We start from the raw sequence: 24075 nt of genomic DNA, 5'->3' as shown, positions 1-24075 counted from the left end.
CCGCCGATGCCCGCAAGATCCAAGGCGCAGCAGAAGGCCGCCGGGGCCGCACTGTCTGCCAAACGCGGCGAGACCGACAAGGGCGAGTTGCGCGGCGCCTCGCGCCAGATGGTCGAAAGCATGACCGAGAAAGAGCTTGAGGATCTGGCCTCCACCCGCCGCAAGAGCCTGCCCGAGAAGAAGGACAAGGGTTAGCTGTCCTGCCGGGCGATGTCGGTGATCAGCACATCGCGGATCGCCGGCCCCAGGATCAGCCCCCCCGCCTCCTTCAGGCTGGTGCGCAGGGTCAGGAGGTTGGTGCCATCGGTGAAGGAGCCATTGAACCCGCCGACATTGGCATGATCGAACAGCACCTGCAGGAAGGCGTCGCGCAACTTCGGCTCGCGCTGGTAGACCGCTTCGGTATTGCCTGCCTCGACCTCGACCGAAAGCGACAGCACCACCATCGCAGCCACCCGGCCCTTTTCGACCACGGGAACGACGAACTGGTTGTTCATCTTCACATATTCCGGGCCGCCTTCAGCATGCCCGGCGTCCTCCTTTCCGGCAGACTCTGCCTCGTGTTCGGCAGCGGGGGGCTGGCCGCCCGGATCCGGGGCCGGGCGCAGGAAGAGACCCGCACCGGCGCCGCCGCCAAGGCCCAGCAGGGCAAGGATGATCGGGAGAATCCTGCGCATGATCAGAACGGAAGCAGAAGGTCGGCGGCCTGCTGGCCATAGGTCGGCTGTTGCACATCGGTGATCTGTCCGCGCCCGCCATAGGCGATGCGTGCGCCCGCGATCTTGTCATAGGTTATCTCGTTCTGCCGGGAGATGTCGGCGGGCCGGACATAGCCAGTCACGATCAACTCGCGCATCTCGAAGTTCACCCGCACTTCCTGCTGGCCCTCGATTCGCAGCACCCCATTCGGCAGTTCCTCGACCACGGTCGCGGCGACGCGCAAGGTCAGCTGCTCGGTCCGCGCTACGTTGCCCGAGCCCTTGAAGGTCGAGGAGGACCGAGTTTCCACTGCCTCGGCCATGCTCGCACCATCCGGCAGGCGGTCGTCCAGACGTTGCGGGATGCCGAAGAACTCCGGCAGGCCCGCCTTGACGCTGCCGTTGCGGTTGCGTCCGGTGGAATTCGAGATCGAGGCGCTGTCGTCGATCTCGATCACCACGGTCAGGATGTCGCCCCGCCGCGCCGCGCGCCGGTCGCCGAAGAGCGACTCCGTCCCGGCCGCCCAGAGCGAGGAGTCATCCGACGGCGTCGCGGCGGCCACATCGGCGGGCAGCTGGGCGGAATACATCGCGTAATGCTGCGCGCTGCCCTCCAGCAGCGAGAACTCCGGAGCCCGGCCGACCTGGCCAAGCTTGCCGCAGCCGGCAAGGGCCAAGGCGCAGATCAGGACTATTCGCGTCATCATTCGGTCCATCCTACATAGAGTGCTCCGTCCGGGCCCACACGGCCGCGGACGGTGGTACGGGAGGCAAGGTTCAGCGCACGGATCACTTCGCCCTCGGCGCCGCGTGCAAGCGCCCGGCCCTCGGTCGCGATCGCCAGCCCGCCGGAGAGGAAGAACAGCTTTACCAGCTGGTTGCGCTCCACCAGCGCGGGTGCGGCCAGATCCTTTGCCCGGACCGGCCGTCCGGCATGGATCGCGACCCGCGCTTCAAGACCGATCGCCAGCCCCGGATCGTCCAGCGCGGCGGGCAGGGCGGCCTCGACCAGGGCGACATCCTCTGCCGCGATCACGCTTTGCGCCCGGATCGTCCGCGTCGCGACGAGGCTCTCGGCCAGCGCCGGGGCGGTGAGGAGCAGAAGGGCGATGAGGCTGCGCATCACCGCACCTGGGTCGTCGCGCCAAGCATCTGGTCGGCGGCGGTGATGACCTTGGCGTTCAATTCATAGCCGCGCTGGGCCTTGATCAGCTCGGTCACCTCGCGCACCGCATCGACCGAGCTGCCTTCAAGGTAACCCTGCCGCAAGGTGCCGATCCCCTCCTCCCCCGGCACCGCCGAGAGCGGTGCGCCTGAGGCCGGGCTTTCCAGAAAGAGGTTCGAGCCTACCGCCTCCAGCCCCTTCTCGTTCGGGAAGGCCGAAAGCGTCAGCTGGCCCAGCAGCTCCGGTTCCACCCGGTCGGAGAAATCGGCCCAGACCTCGCCCGTGGGGCTGATCGTCAGGCCGCTCGCGTCCGAGGGAACGGTGATCCCCGGCGCGACCGGAAAACCGTCCGAGGTGACGATCAACCCGTCGGCCGAGCGTTTCAGCGCCCCGTCGCGGGTATAGCCGGTGACGCCCGAGGGCATCTGCACCTCGATATAGCCGTTGCCGTCGATCGCCACGTCGAGATCGCCGTTGGTCTGTTCCAGCGGACCCTGGCCCAGGATGACCGAGATCGCGGCCGGCCGTACCCCAAGCCCGACCTGCACCCCCGTCGGCAGCATCGAGCCATCCGAGGCCGAGATACTGCCCGGCCGGGCCAGCTGCTGGTAGTGAAGGTCGGCGAAATCGGCGCGGCGGGGGTTGTAGCCCGTCGTCGACATGTTCGCGAGGTTGTTCGACACCACATCGACCCGCATCTGCTGGGCCGACATGCCGGTCGCGGCGATCTGCAAGGCTTTCATGGCTGTTCCCTATCGTCCAAGCGTCTGGATCACGCCCCGGACGCGTTCGTCCTCGGCATCCAGGAATTTCTGGCCCAGCTCGTAGGCGCGCTGGACCTCGATCATGCGGGCGATCTCCGAGACCGGCTGGACGTTGCTGTCCTCGAGCATCCCCTGCAGGACCTGCCCGTCCTCCACCGGCTCCAGCTCTCCACCGTCGAACAGGGTGCCCGACTGGTGGCGCAGCGCCAGCGGGTCGCTCGGCCGCCAGAGGCCGACCTGCGCCACCGGCTCGCCATTGGCCGAGAGCGTTCCATCGCGGGCCAGTGCCACCTTGGCATCCGGCGGCACGAAGATCGGTGCGCCGCCTGCATCCAGCAGGCGGAAGCCGTCCGGGGTCACCAGCTCGCCCTCGGCCGAAGGGGTGAAGCTGCCTGCACGGGTCAGCCTTTCGCCCTGCGGCGTCTCGACCAGGAAGAAGCCCTCGCCCTGGATGGCGAAGTCGAAGGTCCCGCCGGTCTGCGACAGCGTCGCCTGCGACAGGTCGACGTGCCGCCCGCTGGCATGGGCCATCGAGAGCGACGGGTCCCGGTCCATCGCCGCGACATATTCCGAGAAGACCACCCCCTCGCGCCGGAAGCCGGCGGTCGAGCCGTTGGCGATGTTGTTGGCGATCACCCCCATTTCGCGCATCAGGCCGGACTGGCGGTTCAGCGTGGTGTAGAGTGCGGCGTCCATCTCAGCCCCCCGCGATCCGTGGCACGATCGTGTCGGTGAAGAAGGCGACCAGCGTCGTGGTCATGAAGCTCATCGAGACCCAGAAGACCACCAGCATCAACCCGGCCTTGGGCACGAAGGTCAGCGTCATCTCCTGGATCGAGGTCAGCGCCTGGAAAAGGCCCACCACCACGCCCGCAACCAGCGCGACCGTGAGCAGCGGGGCCGAGATCAGCACCGCGACCCAGAGCCCCTGACGCAGGAGGTCGAAGATCTGCGTCTCGGTCATACCGGCATCCTCAGGATCTCCTGATAGGCCTCGACCACCCGGTCGCGCACCGTGGCCACCGTCTCGACCGCCATCTGCGACGAGGCGAGTGCCTGGACCAGCGCATGCGGGTCGGCGTCGCCGGTCATCGCGGCGCGGGCGGTCGCCTCATGCTCCTGCAGGGCGTTTACGAAATTCCCGGCAAGGCCGGCGAGGCCCTGCTCCGCCGCTCCCGCCTTCGGCAGGGGGGCGGCAGCGGTGCGGGCGCTCGCGTAAGCCCTGGAAACGGCCGAGGTATTCACATCCATTCTGGATCTCCTATCTGCGCAGAAGGTCGAACAGGCTTTGCGTCATCTGACGGGTCTGGTCGAACATCCTGAGGTTCGCCTCGTAGCTGCGCTGCGCTTCACGCGCGTCAGCGATCTCGATCACCAGATCGACATTCGAGCCGTCGTAGTGACCTGTCTCATCCGCCAGCGGGTGGCCGGGGTCGTAGATCTTCGCAAGGTCGCTCTGGTCAAGCCGGACCTTGCCGGGTTCCACCAGACCCGTCTCCATCGTCTCGGCGAAGGTCATCACCTTGCGGTGGTAGCCGGGGGTGTCGGCGTTGGCGATGTTCTCCGAAACATGCCGCAGCCGCATCGCCTGGGTCTCCATTCCGGCGGCCGCGAAGGAGAGCGAACTGATCAGGTCGTTGCCCATTCCGTGCCCCCTACCGTGTCCGGCCGAGGCTGGCGCGCAGGACATCCGAGGTCGCCCGGTAGATCGCCAGTGCCATCTCGTGGCCCTGCCGCGCCTCGACCGATTTCACCATCTCGCCCTCCAGCGAGACGGTGTTGCCGTTGGGCGATTCGCGTCCCGGAGCCCGTTCCGGCACCAGCGCCGCGCTCTCCGGGCTTGCGGCCAGATGCCCCGGCCGAGTGGCGCGCATCTGGCCCCTGTCTGCGAACACCTTGTCGAAGGAGGGCAGGTCCTGCGCCTTGTAGCCCGGCGAATCCGCATGGGCCACGTTGCGCGCGATCACCGCCATCCTTGCGCCGGAATGCGCCGCCAGGGCCTGCGCCATCCGGGTGAGTTCCAGTTTCTCGAACATCGGGGCTTCTCCCTCGAGTTGTTTCACCAAGGCTTAAGAGTGATTCCTTTAGAAACGGTTGAGAGCGAACAAAGGGAGAATCCCGTGACCGGAATTTTCGATGGTCTTCTGGCGGAAATCGCCGGGGTCGCCACCGTGCGGCGTGTCGGCCGGGTGATCGAGACACGGCGCGGACTGGCCGAGGTCGGGGGCCTTGACGCCGCGGCGATCGGCGACCGGGTGCTGATTCACAGCCGCGACGCTGCCGCCGGGGGCGAGGTCCTGCGCCTTTCGCCCGGTCGCTGCTCGATCCTGCCCGATGCCTCGGGTGATGGAATGGCGATCGGCGACCGGGTGGAGCTGCTGGGGCGGGCCGAGATCGCGCCGGACGACAGCTGGATCGGCCGGATCGTCGACCCTGCCGGCCGGCCCCTCGACGGACGGCCGCTGTTGCGCGGCCCGCGCCCGCGCGCCTTGCGTGCCCCCGCGCCGCCCGCTGCCTCGCGCCGCGGGCTGGGGGTGCGGCTTGGCACGGGGACGGCGGTGTTCGACACGCTGCTGCCTCTGGTGCGGGGCCAGCGGATCGGGCTTTTCGCCGGGTCCGGGGTCGGCAAGTCCTCGCTTCTGGCCCGGTTCGCGCGGGGGGTGGAGGCGGACTTGGTCGTGATCGCGCTGGTCGGCGAACGCGGCCGCGAGCTGCGTGAATTCACCGAACGCGTCCTTGGTGCCGAGGGGATGGCGCGCTGCGTGGTGGTCACGGCGACATCGGACCAGTCGGCGCTGATGCGGCGGTCCTGCGCGCTGACCGCGATGGCCGTGGCCGAGCATTTCCGCGACCAGGGGCTGCATGTGCTCCTCCTGGTCGATTCGATCACCCGTTTCGCCGAGGCGCACCGCGAGGTCGCGCTGGCAGGCGGCGAGGAGGCCGCGCTGCGCGGCTTTCCGCCCTCGCTGAACCAGGCGATCATGGGTCTGGCCGAACGGGCCGGCCCGGGGCCCGAGGGGGCGGGCGACATCACGGCGGTCTTCTCGGTCCTCGTGGCCGGGTCCGACATGGAGGAGCCGGTGGCCGACATCCTCCGCGGGGTGCTTGACGGCCATGTGGTGATGGACCGCCGGATTGCCGAGCGGGGCCGCTTTCCGGCGATCGACCTTTTGCGCTCGGTCAGCCGGTCGCTGCCGGATGCGGCCGATGCGGATGAAAACGCCCTGATCGCCGAGGCGCGGCGGTTGCTGGGGGCCTATGACCGGGCCGAGCTGATGATTCAGGCCGGGCTTTATGCCTCCGGATCCGACCCGGTGATCGACCGGGCGATCCAGGTCTGGCCCCGGCTCGACGCCTTCCTGGCGGAACCCGCGCCCGCAAACGGGGTCGCGGGGAGTTTCGAGCGGCTGCGGACCTGCCTGTCGGAATAGGCGACGAGGCGGGCGGATGTCGCCTGCCCGATGGCGAATCCTGTTCACGTACCGCGCAGCAGCGTCAAGGCGATGGCGGCCGGCGAACTGCCCGCCCCTTGCTCTTGTGCCTGGGACTGGAACATGTACCGCCGCACCAGCGCCTCCATCTTCGCCGGATCGCCGAACTGGCTGATGTCGGGCGAGCCGAAGGCCGCGCGGGTCTTGTCCTGCAGGATCGCGACCTGCTGGTCGAGGTCGATCGCGGAGAAGCTTTTCGGCAGGCCAAGCGCGGTCTGCACCACCTCGCGCAGCGGCGCGTTGCCGAGGACGGTGTACCATTTTGCCGTCTCGCCGGTCTTGCGCGCCGCCAGCGCCGGGATCTCGCGTTCCGCGTTCAGCGCCAGCCGGTAGCTGTTGTTCTGCTGTCCGACGGCAGTCTCAAAACTCCGGGCGCGGAACTGCGCCAGGATCTCCTCGGGAAAAGTGGAAACGGCGGTCCGCGGAACGGAGTAGTCGCCAAAGCCGAAGGCTGCCGCGAATTTCTGGTACTGCTTGTTGGCGAGCCTGTTGGCGAGGCTTCCCTCCTTCAGCGTCCCGCCCTCGAGCACCTTGCGGATGAAGGCCTTGCTGTTCAGATCGGCTTCCAGTCCGAAGGCCGCCAGCGAGATCCGCAACAGCCGCTTGTCGCCGACCAGCTGCTCGGCCGTCGTCACTTTGCCGATCCTCTCGCGGAAATAGGCCTCGTCCCGCTGCTGCACGGGCGAGGCCTGCTGCGCCACCTGCTGACGCGCCAGGGTGCGTTTCAGGAAGCTCCAGCCGGCATAGCCGGCCAGGGGCAGGACCGGCTGGAAGCTCATGCCCGGCCCGCAGCGAACAGCCGCTCTTCGCGTGGCAGAAGGCTGCGAAGCGCCTTGAGCGCCTGGTAATGCTGGTCCTCCAGCACCGCGCGGCTGGCCACCGTCAATTGCAGGCGACTGTCAGGATCGGTCAGGACCTGGCTCAACTGCTCGATGCCGCGCAGAAGCTGCTGGCGCGCCTCGCCCGCCTCGGCATCGCCGGACAGGACCAGCTGTGCGATATAGCAGACGCGGCGGACGGGGGTATTCACCTGCTCGGGGTGGATCGCGTCGCGAAGGCGCAGGATGTTGGCATTTGGCGTCACGATGGCCAGCCGCGACCGCTTTTCGCCGTTCTCGACCACGGCGCCGTTGATCAGGACCCGTTCATGCGGGCCAAGCTTCAGGACAAGGCCGGTCATGTTCCGCCCCCTTCGCCGCGAAGGCCGCGCATGACGGCGGTGTTGATGTCGGCCAGGACCTCGATGGAGGCGCGGTCCTCCAGCACGGCGCGGCTGTGCTGGACGGTGAATTCGTAAAGATAGAACAATCGGGCGCGCAGCACGGCGGGCAGCGTATTGCCGGGCAGGGCAACGTCCGAGGCCAGGGTGGACCAGAGTTGCTGGTTGTCGGCCAGCGCGCGGACAAGGCCGGGGAAATCCTCGGCCCGGCTGGTCCAGGCGGACCGGAGCCGGCGGGTGATCTGCGCCAGTAGGTCGTATTCGACCGAGCGGGGCGAGCGGGCCGGCGTCTCGCGCCGAGCATAGGCGATAGGGGCTTGATAGGACATGGGGGTTCCGTCTGTGCGAAGCTGCGGGGTGAGATGGGCCGCGGAGGTTTACCCCGCGGCCCGGGTCGCTTAGCGGAACAGAGACAGGAGGCCCTGCGGCTGCTGGTTGGCGATCGACAGCGCCTGGGTGGCCAGCTGCTGCTGGACCTGCAGCGCCTGAAGCCGGGCCGAAGCCTCCTCCATGTCGGTGTCGACCATCACGCCGATCCCGGTCTTGAGCGAGTCGGTCAGGTTGCCGACGAACTCATTCTGGATGTCGATGCGCTTTTGCGACGAGCCGAAGGACGCCGCGGCGTTGATCGAGGTCTGCAGCATCCCCTCGATCGCATTCAGCGCATCCGCGGGCTGGTTCACCACGTCGATGGTGTTCAGGCCCGCCAGCCCGCCGGTGCCGCGCGTCGCCGAGGCCGAGATCGCGACCGGCTGGTTGGTGTTGTTCGCCACCTCAAGCTGGCCCGCGTTCAGAGTCAGGGTGAAGTCGCTGTCAGACAGCCCGTTCGTGGCGAGCGAGGATTTCAGGCCTGCCACCAGCGCATCGGCGGTGTCGCCCTTCTGCACGACATAACGGCCCTGGACCGACCCCACATTCAGGGTGATCGCATCGCCCGCGACGAGGCCGGTCAGGTCGGCCGGATCGGCGGTGGCGTCGTTCGCGGCAAGCGCCCCGGCGCCGCCCTGGAAGGCGAAGCCGTCCAGCGTGACCGGCGTGCCGGTGACGACGTTCGCTGCCGAGAGCGTGCCGCCCCCTGCCGTCAGCGCCGCCCCGGCATCGGTCGACAGGTTCTGCGCGTCGACGGTTATGTTCGACGAGGTCACGCCCGTCTGGCTGCGGTCAAGCGAGGAGAGCACGTTGACCGTGGTCTGCGAGCCGTTCACCAGGTTCAGCCCGTTGAACTGTGCCGCGCCGACGGTCGATTCGATCTGCTTCGTGAGCGCGTCGATGTCGGTCTGGATCTTCGAGCGGTCGACGTTCTCGGCCTGGGAGGCGACGATCTTGCCCTTCATCTCGGTCAAAAGCTTGGTCACGGTTTCCGAGGCGTTGCGGGCGACGGTCAGCGTGGCCGAACCGACGGAGAGGCTGTCGGCAATGCCCTTGAAGCCCTGAACATCCGATTCCATCACCTTCGAGATCGCCCAGACGGCGGCATTGTCCTTGGCGGTGGCCACCGACTTGCCGGTCGAGATGTCGGCCTGGGTCTTGTTCAGGTTGGCGCTGATGCCCTTCATCGTCTGCAGGGCGACCATCGCGCTAGTGTTCGTCAGGATCGACGTCATCTTGGGTTCCTTATCAATCGGCCGCAGGTTTCACGGCCTTGGAAAGCCACCGGAGTGGCAGGACGGGCATTCTGTCCGATGCCGCCGGAGGGCCCGGCAGGCGCCGCCCCGTCATGGGACGCAGGACCCATCAAGCCGCCGATAGCCTAACCAACCCCTAATGCCGCCGTGCCGAATGCCGGGCATTTGAACCAACTCAGAGACGTTTCGCCGCTACCTGGGGCAGGGGGACCGATGCCCGCCGCCCCAGCGCGTCATAGGTGGTAAGGACCGGGCCCGAGGCGATCTCGGACAGCCGCCCGCGCGCGGCCCGCACGCCCCGCGCCGCGGCCTGGGCAAGGCGCGCGTTGCGGTCGGCCTTCTCGCGCAGCCGCTCGGCACCGGGCACATCCGCCGCCGCCGAGCCGGTCTCGGAGTCGATCGCCTCGGTCAGGGCCGGCAGCGCGGCAAGGTCACCCCGAAGCAGGGCCTCGGCTGCCTGGTCAAGCAATTCCTCAAGCCGCGCCATTCTCGGTCTCCACCATCGACTGGAAGATCATCTCCGCCAGCCCGATTCCCCCCTTTTCCACCATGAGCCGTGCCTGTTCCTGCCGGAGGAACGAGGCGAACTGCGTCTCGCCCGGGCCGCCGCCGAACTCGCCCCCGCTCTCGCCAAGGCCGGTGTGCGCCAGCATCTCCGCAAGGAAGGCGGCCTCGAGCTCTCGGGCCTTGGCGTGGAGCGCCTGGTGACGCGCGGCCGGCGGATCGGGGGGCTGGGGCAGGGCGGCCGGGGGAGAGAGCATGAAGACCTCGCGAGATAGGTTGAATTTTCCGAACCATGTGCGAGGCGGGTAAAGAATGGGTAACCTATGGCCAGGATAACGGGGCGAAAGCGACAGAAGTCGTGAGGTAGCCATGCAAGCAGTCCACGCAATTGTCTCGATCGCCAAAGGAACGGGGCCCGCAATCGGCCCTGCCCCCCTCGCCCTGGTCGAGGTTGCGGAGTTTGCGGCTGTCCTGGCTGAAGGCGAAAGTGCGCGCGAGGTGACGCGCTCGGGGCTGACCTTCGATCTTGATGAGGAGGTCTCGACCATCGGCGTGCCCGTCCACTGGTCCCCGATGCCGGAATCCGCCGTCCAGGCCTCAATGGAAGGCGATCCCCTGCTGGACGAGGAGAGCGGCCCTCCGGCCAGGGTTCCCGAGGCCACTCCTGTCGCGGCGTTCGAACCGACCGAAGCCGTCGAGCCGATGGCAGCGCCAGCTATCGCGGAAACGGCAGAAACCGGGACGCCCCTGTTCCGGATTACCGCAGTTTCCGCACGGGACCTCCCTGCCAGACCCGGCAGGGAGGATGGGGCGCTTGTCCAGGCTCCCGCAATGGAGCCGCCCGTGCGTCCGGCGCCATCCCCATCGTCCGACCAAGGGCAGGCTTCGCCGCTGTCACCCGTTCCTGCCAGCGCCGATACCGATGTGCGGCGAAGTGCATACTCGGCGCGGGAGGGGATGCCCGCTTCCGACCGGGCAGAAACGGTGTTGGCGGATGTGCCGCGCGGCCCGGCGGTCTACCCGCCGATGCGGGCCGACACGTTGTCCTCGGCCGCCGCCGCAGTTCCAGCGCCCGGGATCCCCCCCGTCCCAGACGCCAGGGCCACCCCTGTCCTGCGCGCGGCTGTACCTGCTTCCGACCGGACATACGCGGTTCTGCCGGATGCGCCGGATGGGACGGCAGCCGCGCCGTCGATGTCGGCCGAGGCAACGTCTTTGGCCGTCGCGTTTCCGCCGCCACCGCCCTCCGGAAGCCCGCTCCGCCCCGATCTTCCCCGAACGGAGGCGCCGGAGTTCACCCCGCCCGTGCAGGACCCCATCGCTACCACGGTATCGGCCTCTCCGGCCGCCCAGCCCGACACGCCGCATCCTCCCGCCCCGGTCCCGCTGGCCGAAGCCATTCCGGCGGAAAATGCTCCTCCCGAAGTCCGTGATTCCCCACCGATCAAGGACACTCCCGCTTCGCAGCTCCGCGCCGATCTCCAGCCAGACATCGGGGGGCGCCCAGTGGAGCTTGTGGCCGTGCCGGCCTGGCTCCGGGTGATTCCCGCCTGGCTGGAGATCGCCACGCTGGAACAGGGCGAGGTGGAAAGCATGGCCGGCCTGGGCCAGGCACCCGGCAGTCCGGCCGCCGCCCCAGGGGCACCTCTCGCGCCCGCTCCGCCGCCGATTGCCACCCCTGTCCTGCAGGGGCTGGCGCGGCACCAGGACGGCACGACCGAGATCACCCTCTCGCCCGAGGAATTGGGAACCGTGCGCCTGCGCCTGCGCCCCGATCCGCGCGACCATGAGCGGATGGTGGTCATGCTCAGCTTCGACCGGCCCGAAACGCTGGACCTCTTTCGCCGCCACGGCGAGCAGCTGGCAGAGGCGATCCGCAGCGCGGGCTACGCCGGAGTGGACATCGGCTTCGACCAGGGCGGCGAGGCCCCGCGGCATTCCGAGCGGTCTCCCGACGGACCCGCCACGGCGGAGACCGCCCTGCATCCCCCCTTGCCCCCAGCCCGCAGCCTCACCGGGGCTGCCCTTGACCTTCGCCTGTGAGACCCATGATGGATGTAACCGCCGTTTCCACCCCGACCCGTTCCGCCTCTGCCGCCCAGGCGGGGACAGGCAAGATCAGCTCGGACTTCAACACCTTCCTGAAGATGCTGACCGTGCAGATGCAGAACCAGGATCCGATGAACCCGATCGATTCGGCCGACTACGCCGTGCAGCTGGCCACTTTCTCGGGGGTGGAGCAGCAGGTGCGGACCAACCAGCTTTTGCAGGACATGCAGTCGAGCTTTGCCCAGATGGGAATGGCGGACATGGCCAGCTGGATCGGCAAGGAGGCGCGGTCGGATGCGGCCGTGGTCTATGATGGCGGGCCGGTCACCCTCTCGCCCAATCCGGCCGCCGGGGCGACCGGCGTGACGCTGGCCGTCCGCAACGAAAGCGGCGCCCTGGTCGCGCGCGAGGAGATTCCGGTCAGCGCCCAGCCCTATCAATGGCTTGGCGCGGGGGCCGATGGCTCTCCCCTGCCGCCGGGGCGCTACACGATCACCCAGGAAAGTCTGATCGACGGCGAGGTGGTGGACAGCCGCGCCGTCGAGCACTACGCCCGCGTGGTCGAGGCGCGCGGCGGGCCGGGAGGCACCAGCCTTGTGCTGGAGGGGGGGATCGAGGTTCCGGCGACCCGGGTCACCGCGCTGCGTGAAGCAAGCTGATCAGAAAAGCGCGCTGAGACCGAACCCGGACGCGAAGGCCGCCCCGACCAGAAGCCAGGCCAGCGGCGGCACACGCCGCTCCACCACGGCCGGCATCGGCGGATTGCCCGAGCGGATCAGCTGCGCCTCGATCAGGGCCGGAAGCCGTGGTCCGAAGCGCGCCAGCACACGCGCTGCCTTGACCATGTCGCGCAGCATCGCCTTGGGCCCGATGCTCTCCGCGATGTAGCGCTCGACGATCGGCTGCGCGACCTCCCAGATGTTGATCCGGGGGTCGAGAGAGCGGGCGACGCCCTCGACCACCACCATGGTGCGCTGGAGAAGGATCAGCTCGGTCCGGGTCGCCATTCCGAATCGTTCCGTGACTTCAAAGAGATAGGACAGAAGCCGGGCCATGCTGATCCGGCTGGCGTCCATGCCGAAGATCGGCTCTCCCACCGCCCGCAGGGCGCGGGCGAATTCGTCGATGTCGCGGTCGGCGGGGACGTAGCCCGCCTCGAAATGCACCTCGGCGACGCGGCGGTAGTCCTTGCGGATGAAGCCCATCAGGATCTCGGCATAGACCCGGCGGGTGTATTCGTCGATCCGGCCCATGATCCCGAAATCATAGGCGATGATGTCGCCATTCGCCGCGACCTTCAGGTTGCCCTGGTGCATGTCGGCATGGAAGAAACCGTCGCGCAGCGCGTGGTTCAGGAACAGCTGCAACACCCGCGCGGCGATGATCCGGCGGTCGAGCCCCGCGGCGTCGATCAGGTCGTTGTCGTTCAGCCCGATTCCCTCGGCCCAGCCCAGCGTCATCACGTTGCGCGAGGACAGGAACCAGTGCGGCTTCGGCACCCGGAAGCCCTCGTCCTTCTCGGTGTTCGCGGCAAATTCGGCGGCCGAGGAGGATTCCAGCCGCAGGTCCAGCTCGCCCATCACCACGCCCTCGAAATGGGCGATCACATCCAGCGGACGCAAACGGCGCGAGAAGGGGGCGAGGCGCTCGATCCAGCGGGCGGCAAGGTAGAAGGCGTCGATGTCCTTGCGGAAGGCGCGCTCAATTCCGGGACGCAGGACCTTGACCGCGACCTCCTCTCCGCTATCCGCCAACTGCGCGCGGTGGACCTGGGCGATGGAGGCGGCGGCGACGGGTTCGGAGAATTCGCTGAAGATCTCCGAGACCGGCAGTTCCAGCTCGGCCTCGATCATCTGCTTGGCGATTTCGGTCGGGAAGGGCGGCAGCTTGTCCTGCAGGTATTTCAACTGCTGCGCCAGTTCCTCGCCCACGATGTCGGGGCGGGTGGAGAGGACCTGGCCGAATTTGATATAGGCCGGCCCCAGCGCGGTCAGCGCACGGGTCGCGGGGGGCAGGGCGGGATCGCCCTTCAGACCCAGCCATTTGAACGGCCAACCCAGAAGGCGGGCGGCAAAGCGCAGGTGCGGCGGGGCGCGAAAGGCCTCCAGCACCACATCCATGGCCCCCGTCCGCTCCAGCGTGGCGCCGGTGCGGATCAGGCGGATGATGTTGTGGGGACCCTTCACAGCTTCCAGCCGGAATGCAGCGCGGCGATGCCGAGCGAGAGGTTGCGGTATTTCACCTGGCCGAATCCCGCCTCGCGGATCATCGTGGCGAAGGTGTCCTGGTCGGGGAACTTTCGGATCGATTCGACGAGATACTGGTATGAGTCCCGATCACCGGCAACGATCTGGCCCATCACCGGGATCACGTTGAAGGAATAAAGGTCATAGGCCTTTTGCAGCAAATCATTGGGAATATGGCTGAATTCCAGCACCATCAACCGCCCGCCCGGCCGCAGCACGCGGTAGGCCTCGCGCAGCGCATCGGGGATGCGGGTCACGTTCCGGATCCCGAACGAGATCGTGTAGACGTCGAAACTCCGGTCCGGAAAGGGGAGCGCCATGGCATCGCCCACCACCCAGTCCAGGCTTTGCGCCATCTGCTCGGCCTCGGCCCGCTTGCGACCCTCGATCAGCATCGGCTCGGTCATGTCGCAGACGACGGCGCTGGCCCCCGGCGCGCGCTTGAGGAAGCGGAAGGCCACGTCGCCGGTGCCGCCCGCCACGTCCAGCAGGCGCTGGCCGGGGCGCGGGGCCAGCCAGTCCATCATCGCGTCCTTCCAGATGCGATGGATGCCCACCGACATCAGGTCGTTCATCACGTCGTATTTGCTGGCCACCCGGGAAAAGACGCCATGCACCATCCCGGCCTTTTCGGCCTCGGGCACGTCCTGAAAGCCGAAATGGGTTGTCTTTTCGTCCTGCATCGGGGCTTGCGGTCCTTGTCTCTCGCCCCCTTATAGTCCGCGAACCCGCGCCCGCAATGCGCCGAACTGTCCAAGAGGTCAGGATGCCCGAGCTGCCCGAGGTCGAAACCGTCCGCCGGGGCCTGCTTCCAGTGCTGGAGGGGGCCGTGATCGTGCGGGCCGAGGTCAACCGCCCCGACCTGCGCTGGCCCCTGCCCGAGCGGATGGCCGAGCGGCTGACCGGCCGCGAGGTGACGGCGCTGCGGCGGCGGTCGAAGTATATCCTTGCCGACCTCGACTCGGGCGAGACGCTTCTGGTGCATCTGGGCATGTCGGGCCGGATGCTGATCTCGGGCGCGCAGGTCGGCGTTCATTACCGCGACCACCCGGCCCCGCAGAAACATGACCATGTCGTGCTGCACATGGAATCCGGTGCGCGGATCACCTTCAACGACGCCCGCCGCTTCGGCGCAATGGACCTGATGCCCACGGATGGCGCGCATCCGCTGCTGGAGGGGCTGGGGCCGGAACCCTTTGGCAACGATTTCAACGGGCCCTACCTGGCCGCCCGCCTGAAGGGCCGCAGGACCCCGATCAAGTCCGCGCTGCTGGACCAGCGCATCGTCGCGGGTCTGGGCAACATCTATGTCGCCGAAACGCTGTACCGCGCGCGGATCAGCCCGCTGCGGCTTGCCGGTGACCTTGCGGAAGCGCAGGCGCAGGCCCTTGTCCCCCTGATCCGCGAGGTCCTGGCCGAGGCGATCGAGGCCGGCGGCTCCAGCTTGCGCGACTTCCGGCAGGCGAATGGCGAGCTTGGCTATTTTTCCAAGCATTTCCAGGTATATGATCGTGAGGGCCAGCCCTGCGAAACCCCCGGTTGTTCTGGCACGATCATCCGCACGGTGCAGTCCGGCCGCTCCTCCTTCTGGTGCCCCGCCTGCCAGAGGTGACTTGCCATCCCGGCTTTTGGTGCTAGGAGTCTCCGCGACTGCCAACAGGGGAGGCCACCGTGGCCTATGAAACGCTGATCGTCGAGATCGAGGATTATGTCGCCCTGATCCGGCTCAACCGCCCCGATGCGATGAATGCGCTGAACTCGGCCCTGATGCGTGAGCTGGCGCAGGCGGTCACGGCGGCGGAACAGAACGAACGCGTGCGCTGCATCGTCATCACCGGCTCGGACAAGGCCTTTGCCGCCGGGGCCGACGTGCGCGAGATGTCCGAGAAAAGCTTCATCGACGTCTTCTTCGACGACCTCTTCGGCCCCGAGGCCGCCACCATCGCACGCGCCCGCAAGCCGATCATCGCCGCCGTCGCGGGCTATTGCCTTGGCGGCGGCTGCGAACTGGCGATGCTGGCCGATTTCATCATCGCCGCCGACAGCGCCAAGTTCGGCCAGCCCGAGATAAACCTGGGCATCGTCGCCGGTCTGGGCGGCACCCAGCGCCTGACCCGCGCCGTCGGCAAGTCCAAGTCGATGGACATGCATCTGACCGGCCGTTTCATGGATGCGGCCGAGGCGGAGCGCTGCGGCCTCGTTTCCCGTGTCGTCCCGGCGAAATCGCTGATCGAAGAGACGATGAAGGTCGCGCAGAAGATCGTCGAGAAATCCATGCTGACCGCGATGGTGGTCAAGGAATGCGTGAACCGCGCCCAGGAAGGCAGCCTGTCCGAGGGAATGCTGTTCGAGCGCCGCATGTTCCATGCCGTCTTCGCGACCGAAGACCAGAAGGAAGGCATGGCCGCCTTCCTGGAAAAGCGCCAGCCGCAGTTCCGCGACCGATAAGGCCCTCCTCCTCGATGCATTTCATGCACTCGTCGGCAGCGGTCGGCCAGGAATGCACGACGAGCGGTTCGGGCCTTTCCTTTCCCCGCGACTTGCCCTATAGGCCAGCCCCACATGCGCGTGGGCCCGCTTAGGCAAGAATCACTCCCGGCCCCGGTCGGGGCCTTGTGGTCTTTCGTGCAACCGAAACGCAAAGACCACAAGGAAGCCAGATGGCCAATACCGAACAGTCCAAGAAGCGCGCCCGCCAGTCCGAGGCGCGTTATGCCGTGAACAAGTCGCGCCGCTCGCGCATTCGCACCTTCCTGCGCAAGGTCGAGGAAGCCATCGCCTCGGGTAACGGCGAAGCTGCTGCCGCTGCGCTCAAGGCCGCCCAGCCGGAACTGGCCCGTGGCGTGACCAAGGGCGTGCTGCACAAGAACACCGTCGCCCGCAAGATGTCGCGCCTGTCGTCGCGTGTGAAGGCCGTCGTCAAGGCTTGAAACGGACCGAATCCGGAACAGAAGGGCGCAGTCGCATCGGCTGCGCCCTTTCGCTATTTTACGCCCGTTCCGACACGATTTCCGGCGCTCCGTTGCCGATTTGCAAGGGGTCGCGGATTCGGTTTCGGGGAACCTCTGTCAAGCACGTTGTTCGGTTGCAGGCCCCGCTCCGGGCTTGCTAGCGTCTCCCTGCGATTCACTTCGTCCTGGGGGGACAAGCGCAGATCGTGACGGAAAGACTGCTGCACAGACCGGGCGCTGCCGTGCCACAGGGTCTGAGTTTTTCCTTGGCGATCAATGATTTGGGGTGGCGTCTCGCCGCCTTTCGTCATGCGTGGGCGGTTGCCGGATTCCGGCGGCCGGATTGCCTGCGCCCCTGTCCCCGCACGGACTGCCGGTGGGCCCGCCCTTAAGGGTGCCGGTCCGCCCCGGGGTGCCTCGCGTGTGTGGAAGGCTTCTGTGCGGCCGGTGGCTTTTCTGCCGGCTCAGGGAATATTGGCAGGCGACAGGATGACGAACGAAACTTGGGGTCAGGTCCGCGAAGAGCTGATCAAACGTGTAGGGAAGAACAATTATGTCACCTGGATCGAACCGCTCAAGCTCTCCGGGCTGAAGAACGGCGTCGCCCGCTTCGAGGTGCCGACGATCTTCTTCGGCGACTGGGTGCAGCGCAATTATGCCGATCATATCCGCACCCAGCTGGCCAATGCCGGCGCCGCGGTCGAGCGGGTAGAGTTTTCCGTGGGCCAGGCCGCGGCCGAATCCCGCCCTGCCGCCCCGAAACCGGCCGCCGCCAAACCCGCCCGCACCCGCGCCGTCGCGGATGAGGAGCTGCCCGGTGCGCCGCTCGATCCCCGTTTCACCTTCGACAGCTTCGTCGTCGGCAAACCGAACGAACTTGCCCACGCCGCCGCCCGCCGGGTGGCCGAGGGCGGGCCGGTCACCTTCAACCCGCTGTTCCTTTACGGCGGCGTCGGCCTCGGCAAGACCCACCTGATGCACGCCATCGCGCACGAGCTGCAATCCCGCCGCCCCGACCTGCGCGTCCTCTACCTGTCCGCCGAGCAGTTCATGTACCGCTTCGTGCAGGCCCTGCGCGAACGCCAGGTCATGGACTTCAAGGAGCTGTTCCGCTCGGTCGACGTGCTGATGGTGGACGACGTGCAGTTCATCGCCGGCAAGGATTCCACCCAGGAGGAATTCTTCCACACCTTCAACGCGCTGGTGGACCAGAACAAGCAGATCGTGATCTCGGCCGACCGTGCGCCCGGCGAGATCAAGGATCTCGAGGAGCGCATCAAGTCGCGCCTGCAATGCGGGCTGGTCGTCGACCTGCATCCCACCGACTACGAACTGCGTCTTGGCATCCTGCAGCAGAAGGTCGATTTCTACCGCAGCCAGTATCGTGGCCTGGTGATTGCCGGCGGCGTGCTCGAATTCCTGGCCCACCGCATCACCACCAATGTCCGTGTGCTGGAAGGCGCGCTGACCCGCCTCTTCGCCTTCGCCTCGCTCGTCGGCCGCGAGATCACGCTGGACCTCACCCAGGATTGCCTGGCCGACATCCTGCGCTCCTCCGACCGCAAGCTTTCGATCGAGGAGATCCAGCGTAAGGTGGCCGAGCACTACAACATCCGCCTCTCCGACATGATCGGGCCGAAGCGCCTGCGCACCATCGCCCGGCCGCGGCAGGTGGCGATGTATCTCGCCAAGCAGCTGACCCCGCGCAGCCTGCCGGAGATCGGCCGCCGCTTCGGGGGCCGCGACCACACCACGATCATGCATGGCGTGCGCAAGATCGAAGAGCTGATGACCACCGACAGCCAACTGGCCGACGACCTGCAGCTTCTGCGCCGCTTGCTGCAGGGATGAACCGGGGGCGGTCTTGACGGCCCCCTGAAACCTTCGCACAGTCCGAACCAAACACTTGTGAGCCGGTGGAAACCGGGTAGATTTGTCGTCCCTTCGGGGATCGGCAGGGAGAGTATGATGAAGCTCAGCATCGAACGCGTCACGCTCCTGAAGGCGCTGGCGCAGGCGCAATCGGTGGTCGAACGCCGCAACACGATCCCGATCCTCGCCAACGTGCTGATCGAGGCCGAGGGCAACCAGGTCTCGTTCCGCGCCACCGACCTGGATATCGAGGTGGTGGACCGCGCGCCCGCCATGGTCGAACGCGCCGGGGCGACCACGGTCTCGGCGGTCATGCTGCACGAGATCGTCCGCAAGCTCCCCGATGGCGCGCTGGTCAGCCTCTCCGAGGATGCCGCCGCCGGCCGCCTGACCATCACTGCCGGCCGCTCGACCTTCAGCCTCGCCACGCTGCCGAAGGAAGACTTCCCGGTGATGGCGACCAGCGAATATTCCTCGAACTTCTCGGCCAAGGCGCCCGAGCTGCGGCGCCTGTTCGACAAGGCGAAATTCGCCATCTCGACCGAGGAAACCCGCTATTACCTGAACGGCGTCTACATGCATGTCGCACAGGGCGAGGGCGGCAAGGTCCTGCGTTGCGTGGCCACCGACGGCCACCGCCTGGCCCGCATCGACGCGCCCCTGCCCGAAGGCGCCGATGGAATGCCCGGCGTCATCGTCCCGCGCAAGACAGTGGGCGAACTGCGCAAGCTCCTCGACGATGACGAGGCCACCATCGCCGTCTCGGTTTCCGAAACGAAGGTCCGCTTTGCCACCCCGGTCATCACCCTGACCTCCAAGGTCATCGACGGCACCTTCCCCGACTACACCCGCGTGATCCCAACCGGGAACACCCGTCGGCTGGAAGTGGACGCCTCCGAATTCGCCAAGGCGGTCGATCGCGTTGCCACCGTCTCCTCCGAACGCTCGCGCGCGGTGAAACTGTCGCTGGAGGAGGACCGGCTGGTGCTCTCGGTCAACTCGCCCGATTCCGGCGCGGCCGAGGAAGAACTGGCCGTCGCCTATGCCGACGAGCGGCTGGAGATCGGCTTCAACGCGAAATACCTGCTGGAAATCGCCAGCCAGGTCGATCGCGAGAATGCGGTTTTCCTGTTCAACTCGGCGGCCGACCCGACCCTGATGCGCGAAGGCAATGACACCTCGGCGGTCTACGTCGTCATGCCGATGCGGGTTTGATCCGTCGTAACTGACTGTTCCGAAAGGGAAAAGCCTTGGGCGGTCTGGTGATCGAAACCCTCGCCCTGTCGCATTTCCGCAGCCACCGCGCCCAGCGGCTGCGGTTTGACGGCCGCCCGGTCGCCATTGTCGGCCCGAATGGCGCCGGCAAGACCAACATCCTGGAAGCCGTTTCCCTCCTCTCCCCCGGTCGTGGCTTGCGCCGCGCCGCGGCCGAGGACCTGGCCCGCCGCCCGGAATCCCTGGGCTGGAAGATTGCCGCCAGCGTGCAGGGCCTTTCCGCCGCGCATGAGCTGGAGACCTGGGCCGAGCCCGGCGAGTCGCGCCAGGTCCGCATCGACGGCAAGGCCGCGACGCAAGCCAGCCTTGGCCGCATCCTGCGCGTGCTCTGGCTGGTTCCGGCGATGGACCGCCTCTGGATCGAGGCGGCCGAGGGGCGGCGGCGTTTCCTTGACCGGATGACGTTGTCGTTCTTCCCCGAGCATGCCGAACATTCGCTCATATACGAAAAGGCAATGCGCGACCGGAACCGGCTGATCCGGGACCAGGTGACCGATCCGCACTGGTATGCCGCGCTGGAAAGCCAGATGGCCGAGGCCGGGCACAGGATCACCGCCCACCGTCGCGCCGCTCTGGCCCGTATCGCCTCTGCAACTGATCCCGCCAGCGCCTTTCCCTGCGCCGACCTTGCCCTAACGGGCCCGGAGGACGAGGATCTGGCCCTTGCCCTGGCCGAGGGCCGCCGCCGCGATCTGGCTGCGGGGCGCACCCTGACGGGCCCGCACCGGGCCGATCTGCTGGCGTGCTATGGCGCGAAGAATACGCCGGCCGATCAATGCTCTACCGGGGAACAGAAGGCGCTTCTGATCAGCCTGATCCTCTCTAATGCTCGTGCCCTTGCGCAGGAGCTTGGCCGCGCTCCGATCCTGCTTCTGGACGAAGTCGCCGCCCATCTCGATCCCAGGCGCCGCGCCGCGCTTTATGACGAGATCTGCAGCCTGCAGGCGCAGGCCCTGATGACGGGCACCGAGCCGTCGCTTTTCGAGGCCTTGGGTCAACGGGCACAGCAAGTTTCTGTCCGCGAATCGAATGATGGTTCCGAAATTCAGCAGGATTAACGAATGAGTGTTTCAATATACCAGCTTAGTCTCTACGCCCTGGGCATGGCCGGCCTCTGGGCGGTGCCGGGTCCGGTCTGGGTGGCGCTGACCGCCCGGGCGCTGGCTGGCGGTTTCGCGGCCGCCTGGCCTCTGGCGATCGGGGTGGCCCTCGGCGACCTGATCTGGCCCCTCGCGGCGATCCTGGGCCTCTCCTGGATCGAAAGCAGCTATGGCGACGCGCTTGCGCTCTTGCGCTGGGTGGCGGCCGCGATCTTCCTGGTGATGGGCGTGCTTCTGATCCGCAAGCCCGCCGCCACGCTTTCCGCCGACAGCCGCCTGACCCGGCCCGGTCTCTGGGCGGGCCTGACCGTCGGCCTCGCGGCGGTGATCGGCAATCCCAAGGCGATCCTGTTCTACATGGGCGCCCTGCCGGGCTTCTTCACGCTCGAGGCGCTGACGAGCGCCGATGTCGTCGCGATCATCGCGCTTTCCGCGCTGATCCCGATGGCGGGAAACCTTGGCCTCGCGCTGTTCCTCCATCGGGCGCGGCAGCTTCTGTCCAGCCCTGAAAGCGTGCGGAAACTGAACATCACCTCGGGTGTCCTGCTGATCGGGGTCGGGCTGGTGATCCCCTTCCTGTAACTACCAAATCTTGTGGCGATGGGGTGACATTCCCGGCTTGAAACGCTATAAATCGCGCGCAACGACAAGGGTTTCCCACGCATGGCTGACCAGCCCAGGAAGGCTGCCGAATACGGCGCCGAATCCATCAAGGTTCTCAAGGGGTTGGAGGCTGTTCGCAAACGGCCCGGCATGTATATCGGCGATACCGACGACGGCTCGGGCCTGCACCACATGGTCTATGAGGTCGTGGACAACGGCATCGACGAGGCGCTGGCCGGTCACGCGACCGAGGTGGTGGTGAAGATCCATGCCGACGACAGCGTTTCGGTGCGTGACAACGGTCGCGGCATCCCGGTGGACCTGCACCCCGAGGAGGGCGTCAGCGCGGCCGAAGTCATCATGACCCAGCTGCACGCCGGCGGAAAGTTCAACAACACCGATGACGGCGGCAACGCCTACAAGGTCTCGGGCGGGTTGCACGGCGTCGGTGTCTCGGTCGTCAACGCCCTGTCGGAATGGCTGGAGCTGACGGTCTGGCGCAACGACACCGAATACCGGGCGCGCTTCGAGGATGGCGAATGCGTGGTCCATGTGCATGAGGCCGGTCCTGCCCCCGGCCAGCGCGGGACCCAGGTCCGCTTCCTCGCCAGTTCCAAGCAGAACCGGCCGGACGGGACGTTCTCGAACCTCGATTACAGCTTCAAGACGCTGGAGACGCGGTTGCGCGAATTGGCCTTCCTGAACTCCGGTGTGCGGATCCTCCTGGAGGACGAACGCCACGCCGAACCGCAGAACGTCGAGCTGTTCTATGAGGGCGGCGTGCGGGAATTCGTGAAATACATCGACCGCTCCAAGACCTCGGTGATGCCCGAACCGATCTATATCGTCGGCGAGAAGAACGGCATCGGGGTCGAAGTGGCGATGTGGTGGAACGACAGCTACCACGAAACCGTATTACCGTTCACAAACAACATCCCGCAGCGCGACGGCGGCACTCACCTTGCCGGATTCCGTGGCGCCCTGACGCGGACGATCACCGGCTACGCGCAATCCTCCGGCATCGCCAAGCGCGAGAAGGTGGATTTCACTGGCGACGACGCGCGCGAAGGGCTGACCTGTGTCCTTTCGGTCAAGGTGCCGGATCCGAAGTTCTCCAGCCAGACCAAGGACAAGCTGGTGTCCTCGGAGGTCCGCCCGGCGGTCGAGAATCTGGTGAATGAAAAGCTCGCGGAATGGTTCGAGGAGAACCCCGGCCCCGCGAAGATCATCGTCGGCAAGATCGTCGAGGCCGCGCTGGCACGCGAGGCTGCCCGCAAGGCGCGCGAGCTGACCCGCCGCAAGACCGCGCTGGATGTGGCCTCGCTGCCCGGGAAGCTCGCCGATTGCCAGGAACGCGACCCCGCCAAGTCCGAGCTTTTCCTCGTCGAGGGTGACTCTGCCGGCGGCTCGGCAAAGCAGGGCCGCAGCCGCGCCAACCAGGCCGTCCTTCCCCTCCGCGGCAAGATCCTGAACGTCGAACGCGCCCGCTTCGACCGGATGCTCTCCAGCCAGGAAATCGGGACGCTGATCACCGCCCTCGGCACCGGCATCGGCCGCGACGAATTCGACATCGGCAAGCTGCGCTACCACAAGGTGGTGATCATGACCGACGCCGATGTGGACGGCGCCCACATCCGCACCCTGCTCCTGACCTTCTTCTTCCGCCAGATGCCGCAACTGATCGAGGGCGGCTATCTCTACATCGCCCAGCCGCCGCTCTATAAGGTCTCGCGCGGCAAGTCCGAGGTCTACCTGAAGGACCAGGCCGCCCTTGACGACTACCTGGTCGAGATGGGCACCGAGGGCGCGGTCCTGCGTCTCACCGACGGGCAGGAGATCGCGGGCAACGACCTCTCCCGCGTCGTCGAAGGCGCGCGCCAGTTCCGCCGGGTGCTCGACGCCTTCCCGACCCACTATCCGCGCCCGATCCTGGAGCAGGCCGCCCTTGCCGGTGCCTTCGACCCTGGCCGCGCCGACGACGACCTGCAACTCGTCGCCGATACGGTGGCCCGCCGGCTGAACCTGATCGCACCCGAGTTCGAGCGTGGCTGGCACGGCCGCATCACCCAGGACCACGGCATCCGCCTGAGCCGCATCCTGCGCGGGGTGGAGGAGCTGCGGACGCTGGACGGCGCCGTCCTCCGCTCGGGCGAGGCGCGGAAACTTTCCCAGATCGCCGGGCAATACCGCGACGTCTACCGCGACCCCGCCCGCCTCGTCCGCAAGGACCGGGAACAGGCGATCCACGGTCCGATCGACCTGCTGAAATCCATCCTGGCCGAGGGCGAGAAGGGCCTGACCCTGCAACGCTACAAGGGCCTGGGCGAGATGAACCCCGACCAGCTTTGGGAAACCACCCTCGATCCCGAGGCGCGGACGCTCCTTCAGGTCAAGGTCGACGACCTGGCCGAGGCCGACGATATCTTCTCGAAGCTGATGGGCGATGTGGTGGAACCCCGGCGCGAGTTCATCCAGCAGAACGCCTTGTCGGTCGAAAACCTCGACTTCTGATC

At 67.1% G+C, this 24075-nt stretch carries 29 protein-coding genes; 12 read left to right on the top strand and 17 right to left on the bottom strand.

Annotated features, from left to right (window positions below; genetic code table 11):
- The first annotated feature begins 6 nt into the window (after positions 1-6).
- Complete coding sequence (locus I7S92_RS08835; RefSeq protein WP_197643134.1) at positions 7-195, top strand: DUF3008 family protein; 189 nt, start codon at positions 7-9, stop codon at positions 193-195.
- On the opposite strand, the gene I7S92_RS08830 is transcribed toward I7S92_RS08835, so the two are convergent.
- From I7S92_RS08830 to I7S92_RS08790, 9 genes are read right to left on the bottom strand one after another with little or no spacing between them, the layout of a single operon-like run.
- Entirely contained in the window at positions 192-680 is a 489-nt protein-coding gene (locus I7S92_RS08830; RefSeq protein ID WP_197643302.1) for a flagellar basal body-associated FliL family protein, read from the bottom strand. The genes I7S92_RS08835 and I7S92_RS08830 overlap by 4 nt on opposite strands.
- Entirely contained in the window at positions 680-1402 is a 723-nt protein-coding gene (gene flgH / locus I7S92_RS08825) for a flagellar basal body L-ring protein FlgH (RefSeq protein ID WP_197643300.1), read from the bottom strand. Before flgH ends, I7S92_RS08830 begins: the two co-directional genes overlap by 1 nt.
- A complete protein-coding gene (gene flgA, locus I7S92_RS08820) occupies positions 1402-1821 on the bottom strand; it encodes a flagellar basal body P-ring formation chaperone FlgA (protein WP_197643133.1) in 420 nt (139 codons plus the stop codon). The genes flgH and flgA overlap by 1 nt, the downstream gene beginning before the upstream one ends.
- Entirely contained in the window at positions 1821-2606 is a 786-nt protein-coding gene (flgG, locus tag I7S92_RS08815; RefSeq protein WP_197643132.1) for a flagellar basal-body rod protein FlgG, read from the bottom strand. Before flgG ends, flgA begins: the two co-directional genes overlap by 1 nt.
- 9 nt (positions 2607-2615) lie before the next feature.
- The gene (locus I7S92_RS08810; RefSeq protein ID WP_197643131.1) at positions 2616-3323 is read right to left on the bottom strand and encodes a flagellar hook-basal body complex protein; all 708 of its coding nucleotides are present in this window, start codon (positions 3321-3323) and stop codon (positions 2616-2618) included.
- Position 3324: 1 nt separating this feature from the next.
- Positions 3325-3591, bottom strand: coding sequence for a flagellar biosynthetic protein FliQ (locus I7S92_RS08805; RefSeq protein ID WP_197643130.1), 267 nt, complete (start codon positions 3589-3591; stop codon positions 3325-3327).
- Positions 3588-3878: a flagellar hook-basal body complex protein FliE gene (gene fliE, locus I7S92_RS08800; RefSeq protein WP_197643129.1), complete on the bottom strand. Its 291-nt coding sequence runs from the start codon at positions 3876-3878 to the stop codon at positions 3588-3590. Before fliE ends, I7S92_RS08805 begins: the two co-directional genes overlap by 4 nt.
- A 10-nt stretch (positions 3879-3888) precedes the next feature.
- Positions 3889-4272, bottom strand: coding sequence for a flagellar basal body rod protein FlgC (gene flgC / locus I7S92_RS08795; RefSeq protein ID WP_197643128.1), 384 nt, complete (start codon positions 4270-4272; stop codon positions 3889-3891).
- A gap of 10 nt (positions 4273-4282) precedes the next feature.
- The gene (locus I7S92_RS08790) at positions 4283-4663 is read right to left on the bottom strand and encodes a FlgB family protein (RefSeq protein ID WP_197643127.1); all 381 of its coding nucleotides are present in this window, start codon (positions 4661-4663) and stop codon (positions 4283-4285) included.
- Positions 4664-4747: 84 nt separating this feature from the next.
- Between I7S92_RS08790 and I7S92_RS08785 the strand changes: the two genes are divergently transcribed.
- Entirely contained in the window at positions 4748-6058 is a 1311-nt protein-coding gene (locus tag I7S92_RS08785; RefSeq protein ID WP_197643126.1) for a FliI/YscN family ATPase, read from the top strand.
- Positions 6059-6102: 44 nt separating this feature from the next.
- Here I7S92_RS08785 and I7S92_RS08780 read toward each other — a convergent pair whose 3' ends face one another.
- The 6 genes from I7S92_RS08780 to I7S92_RS08755 all read right to left on the bottom strand — a co-directional run bounded on the left by I7S92_RS08780 (position 6103) and on the right by I7S92_RS08755 (position 9723).
- Positions 6103-6897, bottom strand: a complete 795-nt coding sequence (locus I7S92_RS08780; RefSeq protein ID WP_197643125.1) for a DUF1217 domain-containing protein — start codon at positions 6895-6897, stop codon at positions 6103-6105.
- Positions 6894-7298, bottom strand: coding sequence for a flagellar biosynthesis repressor FlbT (flbT, locus tag I7S92_RS08775; RefSeq protein WP_197643124.1), 405 nt, complete (start codon positions 7296-7298; stop codon positions 6894-6896). The genes I7S92_RS08780 and flbT overlap by 4 nt, the downstream gene beginning before the upstream one ends.
- Positions 7295-7666 carry a flagellar biosynthesis regulator FlaF gene (flaF, locus tag I7S92_RS08770; protein ID WP_197643123.1) on the bottom strand — a complete coding sequence of 124 codons (372 nt, stop codon included), beginning with the start codon at positions 7664-7666 and terminating at the stop codon, positions 7295-7297. Before flaF ends, flbT begins: the two co-directional genes overlap by 4 nt.
- A gap of 69 nt (positions 7667-7735) precedes the next feature.
- Positions 7736-8941 (bottom strand): flagellin N-terminal helical domain-containing protein, encoded by a 1206-nt coding sequence (locus tag I7S92_RS08765; RefSeq protein WP_197643122.1) that lies wholly within the window; start codon positions 8939-8941, stop codon positions 7736-7738.
- A gap of 196 nt (positions 8942-9137) precedes the next feature.
- Positions 9138-9449, bottom strand: coding sequence for a hypothetical protein (locus tag I7S92_RS08760; RefSeq protein ID WP_197643121.1), 312 nt, complete (start codon positions 9447-9449; stop codon positions 9138-9140).
- The gene (locus tag I7S92_RS08755; protein WP_197643120.1) at positions 9436-9723 is read right to left on the bottom strand and encodes a rod-binding protein; all 288 of its coding nucleotides are present in this window, start codon (positions 9721-9723) and stop codon (positions 9436-9438) included. The genes I7S92_RS08760 and I7S92_RS08755 overlap by 14 nt, the downstream gene beginning before the upstream one ends.
- 1249 nt (positions 9724-10972) lie before the next feature.
- On the opposite strand from I7S92_RS08755, the gene fliK reads away from it, so the two are divergent.
- Together fliK and I7S92_RS08745 are read left to right on the top strand one after the other, a co-directional pair.
- Entirely contained in the window at positions 10973-11509 is a 537-nt protein-coding gene (gene fliK / locus I7S92_RS08750; RefSeq protein WP_197643119.1) for a flagellar hook-length control protein FliK, read from the top strand.
- A 5-nt stretch (positions 11510-11514) separates the two neighbouring features.
- On the top strand, positions 11515-12174 hold the full coding sequence (locus I7S92_RS08745; protein WP_242070129.1) for a flagellar hook capping FlgD N-terminal domain-containing protein: 660 nt from the start codon (positions 11515-11517) through the stop codon (positions 12172-12174).
- On the opposite strand, the gene ubiB is transcribed toward I7S92_RS08745, so the two are convergent.
- Both ubiB and ubiE read right to left on the bottom strand, forming a co-directional pair.
- Complete coding sequence (gene ubiB / locus I7S92_RS08740; RefSeq protein ID WP_197643118.1) at positions 12175-13701, bottom strand: 2-polyprenylphenol 6-hydroxylase; 1527 nt, start codon at positions 13699-13701, stop codon at positions 12175-12177.
- Positions 13698-14444 carry a bifunctional demethylmenaquinone methyltransferase/2-methoxy-6-polyprenyl-1,4-benzoquinol methylase UbiE gene (gene ubiE, locus I7S92_RS08735; RefSeq protein ID WP_197643117.1) on the bottom strand — a complete coding sequence of 249 codons (747 nt, stop codon included), beginning with the start codon at positions 14442-14444 and terminating at the stop codon, positions 13698-13700. Before ubiE ends, ubiB begins: the two co-directional genes overlap by 4 nt.
- Positions 14445-14527: 83 nt before the next feature.
- Here ubiE and mutM point away from each other — a divergent pair, with 83 nt between their 5' ends.
- The 8 genes from mutM (at position 14528) to gyrB (ending at position 24073) form a co-directional block, all read left to right on the top strand.
- A complete protein-coding gene (gene mutM / locus I7S92_RS08730) occupies positions 14528-15373 on the top strand; it encodes a bifunctional DNA-formamidopyrimidine glycosylase/DNA-(apurinic or apyrimidinic site) lyase (RefSeq protein ID WP_197643116.1) in 846 nt (281 codons plus the stop codon).
- A 59-nt stretch (positions 15374-15432) separates the two neighbouring features.
- Complete coding sequence (locus tag I7S92_RS08725) at positions 15433-16209, top strand: enoyl-CoA hydratase (protein WP_197643115.1); 777 nt, start codon at positions 15433-15435, stop codon at positions 16207-16209.
- A gap of 212 nt (positions 16210-16421) precedes the next feature.
- Positions 16422-16691 carry a 30S ribosomal protein S20 gene (gene rpsT / locus I7S92_RS08720; protein WP_197643114.1) on the top strand — a complete coding sequence of 90 codons (270 nt, stop codon included), beginning with the start codon at positions 16422-16424 and terminating at the stop codon, positions 16689-16691.
- Between the two features lie 510 nt (positions 16692-17201).
- On the top strand, positions 17202-18563 hold the full coding sequence (gene dnaA, locus I7S92_RS08715; protein WP_197643113.1) for a chromosomal replication initiator protein DnaA: 1362 nt from the start codon (positions 17202-17204) through the stop codon (positions 18561-18563).
- Positions 18564-18680: 117 nt separating this feature from the next.
- Positions 18681-19799, top strand: coding sequence for a DNA polymerase III subunit beta (gene dnaN / locus I7S92_RS08710; RefSeq protein ID WP_197643112.1), 1119 nt, complete (start codon positions 18681-18683; stop codon positions 19797-19799).
- A gap of 35 nt (positions 19800-19834) precedes the next feature.
- Positions 19835-20917: a DNA replication/repair protein RecF gene (gene recF, locus I7S92_RS08705; protein ID WP_197643111.1), complete on the top strand. Its 1083-nt coding sequence runs from the start codon at positions 19835-19837 to the stop codon at positions 20915-20917.
- A 3-nt stretch (positions 20918-20920) separates the two neighbouring features.
- Positions 20921-21541, top strand: coding sequence for a LysE family translocator (locus I7S92_RS08700; RefSeq protein WP_197643110.1), 621 nt, complete (start codon positions 20921-20923; stop codon positions 21539-21541).
- A gap of 81 nt (positions 21542-21622) precedes the next feature.
- Positions 21623-24073, top strand: coding sequence for a DNA topoisomerase (ATP-hydrolyzing) subunit B (gene gyrB, locus I7S92_RS08695; RefSeq protein WP_197643109.1), 2451 nt, complete (start codon positions 21623-21625; stop codon positions 24071-24073).
- Positions 24074-24075: the final 2 nt, after the last annotated feature.

The sequence above is a fragment of the Tabrizicola soli genome (assembly GCF_015999335.1).
Classification (GTDB): domain Bacteria; phylum Pseudomonadota; class Alphaproteobacteria; order Rhodobacterales; family Rhodobacteraceae; genus Tabrizicola; species Tabrizicola soli.
Note: the sequence above shows the minus strand (reverse complement) of the source record. Positions and strands in the feature narration are given on the sequence as shown.